Origin of the sequence: Zoogloea sp. (assembly GCF_041911615.1) — a bacterium.
In the GTDB taxonomy this organism is placed as follows: domain Bacteria; phylum Pseudomonadota; class Gammaproteobacteria; order Burkholderiales; family Rhodocyclaceae; genus Zoogloea.
Genome location: NZ_JAYROR010000132.1, coordinates 1 through 15593 on the forward strand (window position 1 = coordinate 1; position 15593 = coordinate 15593).

The window sequence follows — 15593 nt, forward strand, 5'->3', positions numbered from 1 at the left end:
CCCTCCTGCCCTGGTCGCGGCCCGCCGTGCCGGTGCCCGTCGCGGTGGCCCATGTGCCTGCCCGCGCCACGGCGGCCGTGCGCCATTTCGGCTATCGCCTGGCCGGCTATCACCAGCTCGACGAACGCAGCCGCCTCGGCGGCATCCTATACCGCATCGGCGTGCAGTTACGGCCGCTGGTCTGGTGCCTGCCCCGCCGCGCCGAAACGCCCTGGGACGACGCCTGGCTCGTCACCCTCGATGACACCCGTCTCGCCGCCCTGGCCCGCTGGCTGCCACGCCGACCGACGCTGATCGTGCTGGAAGGCGATGCCGTGGGGCAGGCGAAGCGCGTCACCGCCGCCCTCGACCACGCCGCCCGCCACGGCGATCAGCCGGTGCGGGTGCTGGTCCTCGACCCCGCGGCAGCCGACCTCACCCACGAACCCGCACGCGCCTGAGCGCCGCGCATCGCTCCGTGGCGATTGGGCGATTACGCGACGCTCAGCGAAAGCGCGGATACATCGTCGCCGGCTGCGGCCGCTCCGGCTCCACCGGCTTGGGCCTCGGAACCACCGGCTGGGGCTGGGGCCAGTAACGCGGCACCACCGGCCGCACCACGATCAGACGTTCCGACTCTTCACGCAGCGCCTCCTGGCGCGCCTGACGCTGCTGGGCGGCCGCTTCCGCCGCCTGATCCGCCTCGCGGCGCCGCTGTCGCATCAGCGCCTCGGCCCGTTGACGCGATGTCAGCGCCCGCGCCTCGTCGACCATCTGCTCGCCACGCCGCTGCGCCTCGGCCTGATCGAGGCGACTGGGCGGAGGCGGCGTCTCGATCCGCGTCACGGCGCTGCCGCCGGCGCAGGGGCCATCGGTATAGGTCACGCTGCCGTCCCCTCCGACGCACTTGTTCACCGCCAGCGCCGGCTGAACGCCCAGCGCCAGCAACACCCCGATCCATCGCCCGATCACACGCATCGTCATTCCTCCTGCAGTCCGAAGCCCAAGCGTACCAAAGCCGGCGCAGGCCCGATAAAACTGACGACAAAAAGCAGAAGGCCCCGATTGCTCGGGGCCTTCTGCCGTATCGTTGGGGCGACATACCGGGATCGAACCGGTGACACCTGGAATCACAATCCAAGGGTCTGTCAGCTGAAAAGCGCCGTCCTGCAAGGCTTTCCGGGCAATTTGCCATTCGTGCGTCACCTTCCTGTCACCCGAGACAGGATAATGGCTACGATCCGAGAACGCGCCGGCCGCTGGCAAGCGATCATCAAGCGCAAGGGCTACCCCCAGCAATCCAAGACCTTCGACATCAAGAAGGACGCCGAGAAGTGGGCGCGACAGGAAGAACGCGCCATGGACGCGGGCACCTGGGCCGACCAATCGGCGGCCATGCAGACAACACTGGCCGAAGCCCTCGTGCGGTACGAGAAGGAAGTCACCAGCGGCAAGAAAGGTGCCGACACCGAGCGGGTGCGCATCACCAAGTGGAAGCGTCACAAGCTCGCACAGAAGGCCCTGGGCACGCTCAAGGCTTCGGACTTCGCGGGCTACCGGGATGCTCGGCTCAAGGACGGTGCTGCAGCGGCAACAGTGCGCCTGGAACTGGCGATCATCTCCAACCTGTTCAACGTGGCGCGCAAGGAATGGAGCTTTGAAGGGCTGGCGAACCCCATTGAGGCGATGCGCCTGCCGACCTCCAAGAACGCACGAAACAGGCTGTTCCTCGACGGTGAGGAAGCCCGACTTCTCCAAGCCCTAGCGCCGGCAGCACGAGGGGAGGATGGGCGATTTGGGGACGGGTGCGCCAATCCCCTGCTGCGCCCGCTGGTGCAGCTTGCCCTGGCAACGGCCATGCGCCGTGGGGAACTTCTGGCGCTGCGCTGGGAGAACATCCGCCTAGCTGACCGCGTGGCCCACCTGACGGACACGAAGAACGGCCACAGCCGCGACGTGCCGCTATCCAGTGCAGCGGCTGAGGTGCTGCGCGCCCTGCCCCGCGCGATTCGTGGCCCGGTCTTTCCGATCACGCCCAATGCGGTGAAGCTGGGGTTCGTCCGGGCCGTGGAGCGCGCCCGCAAGCGGTACGAGGCGGAAGGCGGCAAGGATGAACGGATGCTGTCTGACCTCCACTTCCACGACCTGCGCCACATCGCCGTTACGGCCCTCGCAGAGAAGCTGCCGAACATCGTGGAGCTTGCGGCCGTGAGCGGGCATCAAGACGTGCGGATGTTGCGCCGGTACTACCACCCGAAGGCGGAGGATCTGGCCCGTAAGTTGGGGTAAGTGTGGGAGTAACAGGCCCCGCGGGGCCTGTTACAAAGAATTACAAAATGGCAGTTTCAGCGCATGCTCTAACATGCAGCCACATGAGAACACACCGCGCGTTCTGATAAAAATCAGCTAGTTGCGCTGCGCATCGTCATGTAGAGAATACGTATCGCGGGGATTTTCCCGTATCCCAAGAGGAAACCGCGATGCACGAAGTAACGACACCGCAACCCGCGCCCCGCATGCAGGGCGACCGCCTGAACCGCAAGGAAGCGGCGGAGTACCTGGGTGTTAGCAAGACCTTCCTGGCGCAGGACGCCATGACCGGCCGCCACGGCGTTCCGTTCTACAAGGTGGGCACCCGCATGGTCTGGTACGTGCGCAGCGAACTGGATGCCTGGATGGCCGCCCACAAGGTGAGCGGGAAGGAGGCTGCATGAGCACGAAGGGGGATGCATACGCCCCCGCCGAGTTCCTCGACTCCATCCTGCCGAACGAAGGCACATATGCCCTGTTTGTGCTGCCTGGGGCAAAGCATATCCAGTTCAAGACCCGCGCGGAGATGCCCGCCAAGGCCGCCGAACAGGACGCCATGGGGATGACGGTGTATCACGCCTGCTCGACCTACACGCAGGCCCAGTGCATCGGCCCCGATGGAAAGCCCCGCTTCCGAGTGCAGATCAACGTGAAGCTGGTCAAGTCCTTCTGGCTTGACCTCGACTGCGGTCCGGACAAGGCCGCCAAGGGGGCGGGCTATCGCACGAAGAAGGAAGCCGCGCAGGCCCTTAAGGAATTCTGCAAGGCCGCCGGCCTGCCCTCGCCCACGTGGATCGTGGATAGCGGCAACGGCCTGCACGTGTATTGGGCCCTCGAGGAATCCACGATCCGGGAGCCGTGGGAGGCCACTACTGGGAGGCTCAAGCTACTTTGTCAGAACCTGAACTTCCTGGCTGACCCCAGCCGCACGACGGACGCGGCATCGGTGCTGCGCCTGCCGGGCACGACGAACCGCAAAGACCCCGCCAACCCGAAGCCGGTACGCATCCTGCACAAGGGCAAGCCTGTGACCCTGGAAGCCTTTGACGCGGCCTTGTGCGCCGCCCTGGCCCGCTTGGGCGAGGGTAAGCCGCACGAGGGGCAGGACGCCCCGGTTGGCCCGGAAGGCATCGCCGGCACGGCGCCTGCATGGGTGAAGGCTCATGGCGCGGGCAGCATCATCGAGGCCGCACCGCAGGCCCGCCAGCACACCCTGGAAGAGGCCGAAGAGGATCTTCGGTACATCGACCCCGACTTACCCCGCGACGAATGGCGCGCCGTGCTGGCGGGCTTGAAGCACGAGTTTGGCGAGGCCGCCTATGAACTGGCGCGCCGTTGGAGCATGGGCGCGCTGTGGAAAGGGGGCGCAGCATGATCGAAGCCGCGACCGCGAAGAAGTGGGCAGGCGATGGATCGTTCAAGCGGGAATGGGACGGATTCGCGCCGAAGGGAGGGGGCGGCATCACGTATGCCACGGTGCGATACAAGGCCAACCAGGGCGGGCGCCCCACTTCACGGCACGAAGTCGCCACCGCCAGCAACGATGAAGGGGGCGCCCTGGGCGACATCAAGGCCGGCCGACTGTTCGCCAAGGCTATGCGCGGGAAGCTTCTGTATGTGGCTCCGCGGGGCTGTTGGATGAAGTGGGATGGCACCATTTGGGAGTGGTGCAGCAAGGGCGAGGAGATGCAGGCCGCCAAGCGCACCGCCGACCTGATCCTTGACCGCGTGATGACTTTGTACAAGGCCGATCCGGAGCGCCACCGTAAGGCCCTGGCATGGGCCGCGGGGCTGCAGGGTATCAAGCGCCTGGAAGCGATGATCGAGCTTGCCAAGTCCGAAGACGGGATGACGGTCGGAGGCATGGGCGAGTTGGATGCTGACGATTGGCTGCTGGGCACGAAGAATGGGCCCGTACATCTGAAAACCGACACCCTGCTTGCGCCTGACCCCGCGATGCTGATTACCCGGCAATGCAACGCCGAATATCATCCGGATGCGAAATGCCCGCGCTGGCTGAAATTCCTGGATGACGTGTTCGAGGGTGACGCGGAGACGGTGCAGTACATCCAGCGATTGCTGGGTTACACACTGACCGGCACGACGACCGAGGAGGTGCTCGCCATCTGCTTCGGCCACGGTGCGAACGGCAAGAGCGTGTTTTCCAACGTGGTGACCGCGATCATGGGCAGCTATGCACAGGCTGCGCCGCCCTCACTGCTGACGATCCGCCAAGCGGGTGACGCAGGCCCGCGTAACGACATCGCCCGCCTGTGCGGTGCTCGCTACCTGGGAATCAACGAGACGGGGCAAGGCGATCGCCTGGACGAGCAAGTCGTGAAGATGCTGGCGGGCCGTGAAACCCTGAGCGCGCGCTTCCTGCACAAGGAGTTCTTCGACTTCCAGCCGACCGCCAAACCCTGGCTTCGGACGAATCACCGCCCCATCGTGACCGGTGAAGACGACGGCATCTGGCGCCGCCTGCACCTGATTCCCTTCCGCCGCCAGTTTGCCGAGCACGAGCGTGACCCGTGGCTGGAATCGAAACTGCTCGAGGAGCGCGACGGCATCCTTGCATGGATGGTGGCGGGCTGCCTGGAGTGGCAACGCATCGGCCTGAAGCCTTCCGCGACGGTGCGCCGTGAATCTGCGGGCTACCGCAAGGAATCGGACCTGCTGGGCGAGTTCCTCGAGGACAAGACCCTGCGCGGCCCGGATGCACGAGTGGAGCAAGCAAAACTGTACGCGGCGTGGCGCGCCTGGAACGAGGGCAACGGCACCCGCGCCGGCTCGAAGGCGAGCTTCTCCCGCAAGCTGAATGAACGCGGGCACGGCGAGGCAAAGAGCCACGGCACCCGCTTCTATGCCGGCCTGAGCTTGCGAGGTGAGGGCATGTAATCGACCCGGGGGCGGGTGGGGCGGGTTCGAGAGCTGTCTGACTATTTCCTCTCTATGTTTTTCTTTGAGGCCAAATAGTGAGACAGATAAGAAACCCGCCCCACATGCCCCCGTTTGTACCCGACACCCCTACTTCGTGCCCAACGAAAGCCCCAGAAAGCCACCGAACCCACGATCTACATGGATTCGACACCTATGAACCAAACCCCGACCCGTGCGAGCACCTTCATGGCGCGCCTGCTGGCGATGAAATCCAACCCCGCGAACCGCCCACAGCAAGTTAACGCCAAGCCTGCCAAGCCTGCCAAGCGCCCCGCACCGCCCGCCCTGGTGGATCAAATCCGCGAAGTATTGGCGGGCTGGCCCGAGAGCCAGCGCCGGAAGATCCACGCCCCGACCTTGCTACCGGCCTTGAAAGGCCGCTACCGCGAGAACCCAAGCCTTCGTGCAGTGGGGAAGGCCCTACGCCTGATGGGATACGAGAAATCGGCGCGGGTGTGGGGCAAGGACGACCCGGACTTCGGCAGAAGATTTTGGGTTTTGGGCGAAGCGAACTGACCGACACGAAAGGAATGAACATGACCAACCTCCCCACCTGGGTCGAACGTGACCGGGAGACCATGCGCCGCGACGCGAAGCCGGTCGCCGACACCTATCACGAGGCTTACTCCCACGCACAACGCCGGCTGGCCCGACCGGGCGAGCGCGAGAAACTGGAGGCCGCTGTCACCTACCTCGAGCACATGCTTGACGAGCACATCGGCCATTGTCAGATCGCCTTGGCTGCCCACAAGGCCACCAGCAAACCGCCACGCGGCAAAATCCTGGAGGGCCTCCGCTGGATTGGCTGGGTACCTCACCACCTCGCATACGGCATGGGCTGGCGCATGCGCCCCGCGTTCGAAATCCTGGCCCGCCACGGCCATCCGGAAGTGCTGCAAGACTTCCACGAGTGGGCGGACAAATTCCTGATCCGCTGCCAAACCATGCTGGACGCGCACAACGCGCTGGGCCGCAAGGAAAGCCGCATCGGGGATAGCGCCGTACCCCTGTTCGAGCTGCTGATATCGGACGCGCTCGACGGGGTAACCCGCCTTGTTGGGATGATCTGCCTCGACAAGAAGCTGGCAAAGCGCTTCACCTACTTCCACAAGCTGGCGGAGCGGTACCGCACGAAGTGACAACGAGGCCGGGGAAACCCGGCCTTCAGCTATCTGAACCCGGACGGCTTCTTACGCACCTTTGGCAAGTCGGACGCAACTGCACGGCCTGAGCCCACGTTATCGAGATACCCCCAGCCACCACACTTGAAGCACGCAGGGTTGACCCCACGGCACGAGCAGGGCGCCAGCAAGAACTGAGGTGTCTGGAACGGCTTCGATCTTTTTTTCTTGGCCATACCCAAGTTAACAGGCTCCAAAATCGGACCAAAATGCACGCGCACCACCTAGTAGTGGCACCCCTACCCCCCACCCTTGGAGCCACCGGGGGGCCTACCCACCCCCACTGCCCCGAAGCGACGCGCCCCACGACACGCCGGGCTCGTGCTGGCCTGCCCCTCACCCCGACCGGCGACCAGTACCGAAGCAGCGCACGGCAACGTGCTTACACGTTAGCTTGTTGAATTTAAAGGAATATTTAAGCATCACAATGCAGCGCGGTGATATAATGACTGCATGCCTGACACGAGGCAGACGCGGCGAAGCCGATAGCGCCAACTACCGGCCCGCCTGGATCACACCGACTTACCGGAGAAGCCGACATGACCTGCACCAATCATACCCCCGCCACGTTCAATGATGACCTGCCCACCGCGCCGCGCACGCGGGTGAGGATCGCGGCAACCGAAGCCGAGAACGTGACAGCCCTTGCCCGGCACGAAGAAGACACCCGCCAGCGCGCACACCTCGTGCGGACCTTGAAAGCCTTGTGCGCCGATCCTGACGCGCTGGTGAGAGTGTTCGAGGAACTGACCGACGATGAACTGGCGGCACTGGAACAAGAGGCCGGCGGACTGCTGCACGCTCGCCGCGAATTGCGGGGTTGGGAAGAGCTCGAAGCGGAAGTTTGACGCTGCGCCAAATGTGACAGGGGCAAACCTTGTCACCCTGCTGTCACCCGAGACAGCGTAACCAAGGAAGGCCGCACGAAGAGTTGTAGAGGGCGAGAAAAGCAGAAGGCCCCGATTGCTCGGGGCCTTCTGCCGTATCGTTGGGGCGACATACCGGGATCGAACCGGTGACACCTGGAATCACAATCCAGTGCTCTACCAACTGAGCTAATGCCGCCACTGAAGGTCATCGACTTGCGTCGCCAACCTGAAACCAAATTTTAAGAGCCTGCCCGACAGGAATCGAACCTGTAACCCCCGGCTTAGAAGGCCGGTGCTCTATCCAGTTGAGCTACGGGCAGATCGCCGCGGGCACCGGGGTCAAGCCTTGGTCGGGGTGGAGGGATTCGAACCCCCGACATCTTGCTCCCAAAGCAAGCGCGCTACCGGACTGCGCTACACCCCGAGAGGCGCGAATAATACATAGCCTTTTCCTATCAGTCAAACGTTGAAACGAAAAAAGTTTTGCAGCGTCGAAATCGGCCAGGTCGTTTCAAGAATTTTCACCCGTCCGTGTCAACGGGCATGGTCCGCCATGCTCGCCGGTGCAAAAAATGCATGGCGGGCGCAGATAATAGTATTCGATGCCTTACCGTCCCGCCCCACGGCTGCTGCGCATGGCAGCCCTGCCCTTCTTGCTGGTCGCCAGCGGCCTGCATTCGTCCGTTGCCCTCGCGGCCGCGGGCGATGGGCTGGACGGCGGATTGCAGACCACCCTGCCTTATCTGCTGGTCGCCGGCGGTGCGCTGGCTGCCGGATTGCTCCTCGGGCGTCTGGCGCGCCGCACGCCGCCGCCGGCCGGCACGCCGACCACCGCTCCGCCGCCGCTCTCGATCTCGGCACCGCCGCCCCGACCGGCCCCCAGCGCCACCGCCCCCGGCGTGCCGTGGCGCGATTTCGTCGAGATGTCCGGCGACTGGCCGTGGGAAACCGACGCGGCGATGCGTTTCGTCGCCGTACCCGACGCGCCGACGCCGCCCAGCATCGCGCCGGCGGACACCCTCGGACGCAGCTGGGACGAAGTCATCATTCCCGAGCTGTCGCCCGACTTCGCGATCGCCCACCAGGAGACCCTCGGCCGGCACGGGCCGATTGCCGTCACTTTGACCCGCCGCAGCGCCACCGGCGAAGTGCGCTATCTCGAGATGCGCGGCCGCCCGGTGTTCGACGCGGCCGGCGCGTTCCAGGGCTACCGCGGCATCGGCCGCGAGGTGACCGACCGCGCCCGCCTGTCCGCCAACCTCGAACGCAACGAGGAGCGCATCCACGCCCTCATCGCTTACAGCACCGACGGCTACTGGGAACAGGACGCCGACCTGCGCTACACCGCGATCACCGCCAGCTCCGGGCACCTCGCCGATCTGGCCGCCGAGGACGCCATCGGCGCGCGTCGCTGGGAGCTGCCCGGCGAATCGCCCGACGAAGCGCCGTGGGCCGAACACATCGCCCAGCTCCGTCAGATCGAGCCGTTCTCGAACCTCGTGTTCTGCCGCCGCGACCGCAGCGGCCGGGCGGTTTGGCTGAGCGAATCGGGCATCCCGGTGTTCGATCACCGGGGCGTCTTCGCCGGTTACTGCGGCACCACCCGCAACATCACCGATCGGATCATCGCCCGCGAACGCCTGCAGCGCGACGAAGCCCTGTTCCGCGCCTTGTTCGATGGCGCACCGGCCAACTTCGGGCGCATCTCGGCCGACGAACGCTGGCTGCAGGTCAACGAGGCCTTCGCCGGCTTCCTCGGCCAGTCCGCCGACGCCCTGGCCGGCGCCCCGATCGACAGCGTGATGAGCCCCGAGGACGCCGCCGCCGGCAAGGCCTTGCGCGCCCGCTGCCTGGCCGGCGAGATCGACCGCTACAGCCGCGAGGTGCGCTACCACGGCCCCGACGACACGACCCTGTGGTGCCGCGAATCGGCGCGCCTGATCCCCGGTCACGACGAGGCGCCGCCGTCCTTCGCGGTGGTGGTCGACGACATCTCCGAGATGCGCCACACCCTCGACGACCGCCGCGCCGGCGAGGAGCGCTACCGTCAGCTGTTCGACCTGTCGCCCGAAGCCACGCTGGTGTGCATCGACGGGCGCATCCATCTCTCCAACGCCGCGAGCCGCCGCCTCTTCGGCGCCGACCCGGAGCACGCCCTCGAAGGCATCGAGATGCTGTCGCTGGTCCACGCCGACGATCGGGCGATGGAAGCCGCCCGGCTGCAGCAGTTCGAGGCCAACCCCGAGCAGTCCAGCCTCGCCCCCCTGCCGCTGCGCTACCGCCGCCTCGACGGCGAGCTGCTCAACGCCGAAGCTACCGGCGTGCGCATCCGCTTCGACGGCCGCCCGGCGGTGCTCTACGTGCTGCGCGACGTGGCGCGCTGGCTGTCGGCAGAGCAGGTGCTGCGCGAAAGCCGCGCGATGTACCGCGACGTGGTCGAGTCGGTCAATGAAATCCTGTTCCAGACCGACAGCGAAGGCCGCGTCACCTTCCTCAACCGCGCCTGGCGCCACACCACCGGCTTCGACGGCCGCCTGTCCCTCGGCCAGAGCCTGCTCGACTTCGTCGCCGACGACGATCGCAGCCGCGTCGAACAGCACCTGCGCGGCATCCGGGGCGGCTACGAAGACATCGCCCAGTTCGAGTTCCGCCTGCGCACCCACTCCGACGGCCTGCGCTGGGTCGAGGCCACGATCCGCCCCCTGCGCGACACCTACGATCACGTGGTGGGCAGCTCCGGCACCCTCGACGACATCACCGCCCGCAAGGAAGCCGAGCAATCCCAGCGCGACCTCAACCGCGAGCTCGAAGCCCGCGTGCGGGTCCGCACCGCCGAACTCGAAGCCTCCAACCGCGAACTCGAAGCCTTCTCGTATTCGGTGTCCCACGACTTGCGGGCGCCGCTGCGGGCCATCGACGGCTTCGCCCAGATCGTCGCCGAGGACTACGCCCCGCGCCTCGACGAAACCGGTCGTGAATACCTCCACCGCATCCGCATCGCCACCCAGAAGATGGCGCGCCTGATCGACGACCTGATCGATCTGGCCCGCCTCACCCGCCAGTCGATGAAGCGCGAGCCGGTGAACCTGAGCCAGATCGTCGAACAGATCCTCACCGAACTCCGCCAGGAAGACCCCGAGCGCCAGATCGAGATCCACGTCGAGCCCAACCTCGTCGCCGCCGCCGACCGCGCGCTGATCCGCGTGGCACTGGAAAACCTGCTGCGCAACGCCTGGAAATTCACCAGCCGTCGCGACGTCGCGCAGATCCGCTTCCACGCCGAGATGCGCGACCGCCAGATCGTCTACTGCGTCACCGACAACGGCGCCGGCTTCGACATGAACTTCGCCTCCAAGTTGTTCCTTCCCTTCCACCGCCTGCACGGCATCAGCGAGTTCGCCGGCACCGGCATCGGCCTCGCCACGGTGCAGCGGGTCATCCAGCGCCATGAAGGCCGGGTATGGGCCCAGTCCGTCCCCGACCAGGGCGCCAGCTTCTTCTTCACGCTCAGCCACTGAAGCGCGTTGCGCGCTGTTGCGCCGTCGCCAAACCGTTGCTGCTACGCAACAACCTGAATTCAAAAGGCTTGATATAAGTCACAGGGTTTGTTGTGCATCGCAATACATCGGCACTTTTACGGATGCCGTGCGGCATCCTTGCAGGTTAAAATCCTGCGCGAAACTGACGATAAGAAATGCCGTGGCAGCGGCCGGGCCCCAGACTCCCCGACAGCCCAACATATTGCACTCACCGAGCCTTCATCATGAACGAACGACACTACCTCACTCCCCTCTTCGAGCCACGCTCAGTGGCCATCATCGGCGCCAGCGAGCGGGAAAACTCTCTCGGCAACGTGGTTGTCCGCAACATGCTGGAGGCGGGATTCAAGGGCAAGTTGTTCGCGGTCAATCCCAAATACGACGAAGTGCTCGGCGTCCCCTGTTACAAGAGCGTCGAGGACATCCCCCAACGCCTCGACCTCGCCATCATCACCACCAAGGCCGACCGCGTGCCGGCCATCGTCGACGCCTGCGGGCGTGCCGGCACCAAGTCGGTCGTGGTGATTCCGTCGGGCTTCTCCGACGCCGGCCCGCGCGGCAAGATGCTCGAGAAGAACACCATCGAGAACGCCCGCCGCCACCGCATCCGCCTGCTCGGCCCCAACTGTCTGGGCGTGCTGCGCCCCGAACTCGGTCTCAACGCCAGCTTCGCCCACGGCGGCGCGGCCAAGGGCTCGATCGGCTTCATCTCCCAGTCGGGCGCCCTGTGCGCGGCAATCCTCGACTGGGCGCGCCCCAACAACGTCGGCTTCTCGTCGGTGGTGTCGCTGGGCACCTCGGTGGATATCGACTTCGGTGAAGTCCTCGAATACATGGTGTCGGACTCCCGCACCGAGAGCATCTTCCTGTACGTCGAGGGCATCAAGGACGCCCGCCGCTTCGTGAGCGCCCTGCGCGCCGCGGCCCGGGTCAAGCCGGTGCTGCTGATCAAGGTTGGCCGCCACCCGGTGGGCTCCCACGCCGCGCTCAAGCATTCCGGCGCGATGGTCGGCGAGGACGCGGTGTTCGACGCCGCCCTGCGCCGCGCCGGCGTGATCCGCCTGTACAACCTCGGCCAGCTGTTCGCCGCCGCCAACGCGCTGTTCTCCCACTTCCGTCCGCGCGGCAACCGCCTGGCGATCATCACCAACGGCGGTGGACCGGGCGTCATGGCCGCCGACCGCGCGGCCGACCTGCGCATCCCGCTCGCCACCCTGTCCGACGCCACCGTCGCCAAGCTCAACGAGATCCTGCCGCCCACCTGGTCCCACTGCAATCCGGTGGACATCATCGGCGACGCCGATCCCGAGCGTTACCGCAAATCCCTCGAGATCGTCCTCGCCGACGAGAACGTCGAGGGCGTGCTGACCATGCTGTGCCCGCAGGGCATGAGCTCCCCGACCGACGTCGCCCAGCAGGTCATCGAGATCGAGCGCGCCGCCGACAAGCCGGTCTTCACCTGCTGGATGGGCGAGGAGCAGGTCCGCGAGGGCCGCCACCTCTTCGAGGCCGCCGGCATCCCCACCTTCCGCACGCCGGAGCCGGCTGTCGAGCTGTTCGGCCACATCTCGGCCTACTACCGCAACCAGAAGCTGCTGGTGCAGACGCCGTCGTCCCTGTCGTCCGACCTCAACCCGCCGTCCGTCGAAAGCGCCCGGCTGGTCATCGAGACGGCCCTCTCCGAGCGCCGCAAGAATCTCAACGAGATGGAATCCAAGGCGCTGCTGGCGGCCTTCCGCATTCCCATCGCACAAACGGTCGTCGCCCGCTCGGCCACCGAGGCCATGGTGCTCGCCGAAGAACTCGGCCTGCCGGTGGCGATGAAGATCGATTCCCCGTCCATCACCCACAAGGCCGACACCGGCGGCGTGCGCCTCAACCTCAACGGCCTCGCCGCGGTGCGCTCCGCGTACCAGGAAATCCTGGAGGACGTGAAGCGCAAGCGCCCCGACGCCATCATCAACGGCGTCGCCATCGAGCCGATGGTCGTCAAGCCCTACGGCCGCGAGCTGATGGTCGGCGCCTTCCGCGACCCGATCTTCGGGCCGGTCATCACCTTCGGCGAAGGCGGCGCCCACGTCGAGATCCAGGCCGACCGCGCCGTCGCCCTGCCGCCGCTCAACAGCTATCTGGTGCAGGATCTGATCAAGTCCACCCGCGTGGCCACCCTGCTCGGCGAATACCGCAACATGCCGCCGATCAACATGGAATCGCTGGAATTCGTGCTGCTGCGCATCTCCGAGATGGTCTGCGAGCTGCCGTGGATCCGCGAGATGGACATCAACCCGCTGATCGTCGACGAGAACGGCGCCGTGGCGGTGGATGCGCGCATCGTGGTGGACAACATCGCCCCGACGGCCGACCGCTACGACCACATGGCGATCCACCCCTACCCGTCGCACCTCATCACCAAGCTTCAGATGCCCGAAGGCGAGATCACCGTGCGCCCGATCAAGCCCGAGGACGCCGAGCTCGAGATCGAATTCGTCCGCAAGCTCTCGCCCGAGACCAAGTATCTGCGCTTCATGAACACCATGCGCGAGCTGCCCCCGGCGATGGTCGCCCGCCTCACCCAGATCGACTACGACCGCGAAATGGCCTTCGTCGCGATCATCGAGGAGAACGGCGTCGAAGTGGAGATCGGCGTGGCCCGCTACGCGGTCAATCCCGACGGCGAAACCTGCGAGTTCGCCATCGTGGTGGCCGAAGACTGGCAGCACCGCGGCCTCGCCCGCCGGCTGATGGGCGTGCTCATCGAAACCGCCCGCAACCGTGGCCTGCACGCCATGACCGGCATCTTCCTGTCGAACAACGAGCGCATGCTCAAGTTCGTCGCCAGCCTCGGCTTCGTCCTCACCAACGACCCCGAGGACAACACCGTCAAGCACGGCGTGCTCACCCTGCAAGGCTGATGCGCACCGACGCTCACCGTGTGCGCTGCGCTTGGTGCGGGGTCGATCCCCTGTACCAGGCGTACCACGACACCGAATGGGGCGTGCCGCTCCACGACGACCGGGCGCTCTTCGAACTGCTCACCCTCGAAGGCGCCCAGGCCGGGCTGTCGTGGATCACCGTCCTCAAGAAGCGCGAAACCTACCGCGAGGCTTTCGCCGGCTTCGACCCGGCGGTCGTCGCCACCTTCACCGAGGCCGATCAGGCGCGCCTGATGCAGAACCCCGGCATCGTCCGCAACCGCCTCAAGATCGCCTCGACGATCGACAACGCCCGTGCCTTCCTTGCCATCCAGGCCGAGTTCGGCAGCTTCGACGCCTGGCTGTGGCGCTTCGTCGACGGCCAGCCGATCCAGAACCGCCTCGCCAGCCTCGCCGACGCCCAGGCCAGCACGCCGCTGTCCGACGCACTCAGCAAGGCCCTCAGGAAGCGCGGCTTCCGCTTCGTCGGCACCACCATCTGCTACGCCTTCATGCAGGCCGCCGGCCTGGTGAACGACCACGTCATCGACTGCTTCCGCCACGCCGAAGTGGCCGCGTTATCATCGCGCCCTCTGTAACACTTCACGGGCCCGCGCGCGGCCCACACCGCGAATCATGACCGACCAGATCGAAATGGCCGAACTCCACGGCCAGCCCGTCCTCAAGCTGCAGACGCCCGACGGCGCCGTCGCCCTCATCAGCCTGCACGGCGCCCAGGTGCTGTCGTGGACGCCCGCCGGCGGCGAAGACCGCCTCTACCTCAGCCCGCAGGCCGTGTTCGACGGCGATACCGCGATCCGCGGCGGCGTGCCGGTGTGCTTCCCGCAGTTCGCCGGCAACGGTCCGCTGCGCGCCCACGGCTTCGCCCGCAACCGGGCATGGACGGTGACCAACACCCGCGCCGGCAAGGATTACGCCGTGGCCACCCTGCGCCTCGAGGCCGACGCCGCCACGCTCGCCCAGTGGCCCCACGCCTTTGCCGCCGAGATGAGCGTCTCCATCGGCGGCGGCCGCCTCGACATGGAACTGGAAGTCACCAATACCGGCGATGCCCCCTTCCGCTTCACCGCCGCCCTCCACACCTATCTCAAGGTGCGCGAGGTCGAGGCGCTGCGCATCGAAGGCCTGCGTGGCCTCGAATTCACCGACTGCGTCGCCAGCGGCGCACTCAAGAAGGAAACCGGCGTCGGCCTCGCCATCGACGACGAGGTGGACCGCATCTACCACAAGGCGCCGCACACCCTGCTGGTGCGCGAGGAGCACCGCGCGATGGGCATCCACGCCGAGAACTTCCCCGACGTGGTGATCTGGAACCCGTGGGTCGACAAGTGCGCCCGTCTCGCCGACATGCCGGCCGACGGCTTCCGGCGGATGCTGTGCGTCGAAGCCGCCGCCGTGCGCGAACCGGTCGAACTCGCCCCTGGCGCCGAGTGGTGGGGTCGCCAGTCGCTGGTGGCGATGTAAGGCCTGCGCAGGCCAAAAAAAAACGGGGCCACGCGGGCCCCGTTTTTCATTGCAGCGGGCAGGCCGCCCGCGTTTCGATCCTCAGTTCGACGCGGCGCGCACCGCGTCGGCCACGTTACGGCCATTGACGCGGACGATGGCCACCGTGTGGCCCGAACCATCCACCTCGACCGGCTCGACGGTGAGGTTGCCCGCGTCGAGCGCGCGCTGCAGGCGCTGGGTAGCGTGCTCCGAACTCATCCCCGGATCCCGTGCGTCCAGCCCCTGGACGCGGAACTTGCGGCCACTCTGATAGAAGGTTGCGCCGTCCATCGCGTAGGCCCGGGCCACGCCGCGGGCGGGACGGGACGGCGGCGCGGTCGGCGTCGCCAGCGGCAC

The 15593-nt window shown here is 66.3% G+C and carries 14 protein-coding genes and 3 tRNA genes; 12 read left to right on the plus strand and 5 right to left on the minus strand.

Going from position 1 to position 15593, the window contains the following annotated elements; translation table 11 throughout:
• A partial coding sequence (locus ACE3P2_RS17445) for a hypothetical protein (RefSeq protein WP_374266809.1) occupies positions 1–440 on the plus strand: 440 nt, incomplete at its 5' end.
• Between the two features lie 43 nt (positions 441–483).
• Here ACE3P2_RS17445 and ACE3P2_RS17450 read toward each other — a convergent pair.
• The gene (locus ACE3P2_RS17450) at positions 484–1185 is read right to left on the minus strand and encodes a DUF4124 domain-containing protein (RefSeq protein ID WP_374266811.1); all 702 of its coding nucleotides are present in this window, start codon (positions 1183–1185) and stop codon (positions 484–486) included.
• A 24-nt stretch (positions 1186–1209) separates the two neighbouring features.
• Between ACE3P2_RS17450 and ACE3P2_RS17455 the strand changes: the two genes are divergently transcribed.
• The 7 genes from ACE3P2_RS17455 (at position 1210) to ACE3P2_RS17485 (ending at position 7258) form a co-directional block, all read left to right on the plus strand.
• Positions 1210–2268 (plus strand): site-specific integrase, encoded by a 1059-nt coding sequence (locus ACE3P2_RS17455; RefSeq protein WP_374266813.1) that lies wholly within the window; start codon positions 1210–1212, stop codon positions 2266–2268.
• Positions 2269–2459: 191 nt separating this feature from the next.
• The gene (locus ACE3P2_RS17460; protein WP_374266814.1) at positions 2460–2693 is read left to right on the plus strand and encodes a helix-turn-helix transcriptional regulator; all 234 of its coding nucleotides are present in this window, start codon (positions 2460–2462) and stop codon (positions 2691–2693) included.
• Positions 2690–3664, plus strand: coding sequence for a PriCT-2 domain-containing protein (locus tag ACE3P2_RS17465; protein WP_374266816.1), 975 nt, complete (start codon positions 2690–2692; stop codon positions 3662–3664). The genes ACE3P2_RS17460 and ACE3P2_RS17465 overlap by 4 nt, the downstream gene beginning before the upstream one ends.
• On the plus strand, positions 3661–5187 hold the full coding sequence (locus ACE3P2_RS17470; protein WP_374266818.1) for a phage/plasmid primase, P4 family: 1527 nt from the start codon (positions 3661–3663) through the stop codon (positions 5185–5187). Before ACE3P2_RS17465 ends, ACE3P2_RS17470 begins: the two co-directional genes overlap by 4 nt.
• A gap of 228 nt (positions 5188–5415) precedes the next feature.
• Positions 5416–5745 carry a hypothetical protein gene (locus tag ACE3P2_RS17475; protein ID WP_374266820.1) on the plus strand — a complete coding sequence of 110 codons (330 nt, stop codon included), beginning with the start codon at positions 5416–5418 and terminating at the stop codon, positions 5743–5745.
• A 20-nt stretch (positions 5746–5765) separates the two neighbouring features.
• Positions 5766–6368: a hypothetical protein gene (locus ACE3P2_RS17480; protein ID WP_374266822.1), complete on the plus strand. Its 603-nt coding sequence runs from the start codon at positions 5766–5768 to the stop codon at positions 6366–6368.
• Positions 6369–6949: 581 nt separating this feature from the next.
• Positions 6950–7258 carry a hypothetical protein gene (locus tag ACE3P2_RS17485; RefSeq protein WP_374266824.1) on the plus strand — a complete coding sequence of 103 codons (309 nt, stop codon included), beginning with the start codon at positions 6950–6952 and terminating at the stop codon, positions 7256–7258.
• 141 nt (positions 7259–7399) lie between these two features.
• Here ACE3P2_RS17485 and ACE3P2_RS17490 read toward each other — a convergent pair.
• From ACE3P2_RS17490 to ACE3P2_RS17500, 3 genes are all read right to left on the minus strand, one after another.
• Positions 7400–7475, minus strand: a tRNA-His gene (locus ACE3P2_RS17490).
• 50 nt (positions 7476–7525) lie between these two features.
• A tRNA-Arg gene (locus ACE3P2_RS17495) sits at positions 7526–7599 on the minus strand.
• Positions 7600–7626: 27 nt separating this feature from the next.
• Positions 7627–7703 (minus strand) — tRNA-Pro (locus ACE3P2_RS17500).
• 178 nt (positions 7704–7881) lie between these two features.
• Here ACE3P2_RS17500 and ACE3P2_RS17505 point away from each other — a divergent pair.
• From ACE3P2_RS17505 to ACE3P2_RS17520, 4 genes are all read left to right on the plus strand, one after another.
• The gene (locus ACE3P2_RS17505; protein ID WP_374266826.1) at positions 7882–10797 is read left to right on the plus strand and encodes a PAS domain S-box protein; all 2916 of its coding nucleotides are present in this window, start codon (positions 7882–7884) and stop codon (positions 10795–10797) included.
• 245 nt (positions 10798–11042) lie between these two features.
• Entirely contained in the window at positions 11043–13730 is a 2688-nt protein-coding gene (locus ACE3P2_RS17510) for a GNAT family N-acetyltransferase (RefSeq protein WP_374266828.1), read from the plus strand.
• On the plus strand, positions 13730–14329 hold the full coding sequence (locus ACE3P2_RS17515; RefSeq protein ID WP_374266830.1) for a DNA-3-methyladenine glycosylase I: 600 nt from the start codon (positions 13730–13732) through the stop codon (positions 14327–14329). Before ACE3P2_RS17510 ends, ACE3P2_RS17515 begins: the two co-directional genes overlap by 1 nt.
• Positions 14330–14366: 37 nt before the next feature.
• Positions 14367–15215, plus strand: coding sequence for a D-hexose-6-phosphate mutarotase (locus ACE3P2_RS17520; protein ID WP_374266832.1), 849 nt, complete (start codon positions 14367–14369; stop codon positions 15213–15215).
• An 81-nt stretch (positions 15216–15296) separates the two neighbouring features.
• Here ACE3P2_RS17520 and ACE3P2_RS17525 read toward each other — a convergent pair.
• A partial coding sequence (locus ACE3P2_RS17525; RefSeq protein WP_374266833.1) for a hypothetical protein occupies positions 15297–15593 on the minus strand: 297 nt, incomplete at its 5' end.

Coding starts and splice junctions, on each gene's coding strand:
- ACE3P2_RS17455 (WP_374266813.1), top strand. CDS start 1,210: ATGGCTACGATCCGAGAACGCGCCGGCCGCTGGCAAGCGATCATCAAG.
- ACE3P2_RS17460 (WP_374266814.1), top strand. CDS start 2,460: ATGCACGAAGTAACGACACCGCAACCCGCGCCCCGCATGCAGGGCGAC.
- ACE3P2_RS17465 (WP_374266816.1), top strand. CDS start 2,690: ATGAGCACGAAGGGGGATGCATACGCCCCCGCCGAGTTCCTCGACTCC.
- ACE3P2_RS17470 (WP_374266818.1), top strand. CDS start 3,661: ATGATCGAAGCCGCGACCGCGAAGAAGTGGGCAGGCGATGGATCGTTC.
- ACE3P2_RS17475 (WP_374266820.1), top strand. CDS start 5,416: ATGGCGCGCCTGCTGGCGATGAAATCCAACCCCGCGAACCGCCCACAG.
- ACE3P2_RS17480 (WP_374266822.1), top strand. CDS start 5,766: ATGACCAACCTCCCCACCTGGGTCGAACGTGACCGGGAGACCATGCGC.
- ACE3P2_RS17485 (WP_374266824.1), top strand. CDS start 6,950: ATGACCTGCACCAATCATACCCCCGCCACGTTCAATGATGACCTGCCC.
- ACE3P2_RS17505 (WP_374266826.1), top strand. CDS start 7,882: ATGCCTTACCGTCCCGCCCCACGGCTGCTGCGCATGGCAGCCCTGCCC.
- ACE3P2_RS17510 (WP_374266828.1), top strand. CDS start 11,043: ATGAACGAACGACACTACCTCACTCCCCTCTTCGAGCCACGCTCAGTG.
- ACE3P2_RS17515 (WP_374266830.1), top strand. CDS start 13,730: ATGCGCACCGACGCTCACCGTGTGCGCTGCGCTTGGTGCGGGGTCGAT.
- ACE3P2_RS17520 (WP_374266832.1), top strand. CDS start 14,367: ATGACCGACCAGATCGAAATGGCCGAACTCCACGGCCAGCCCGTCCTC.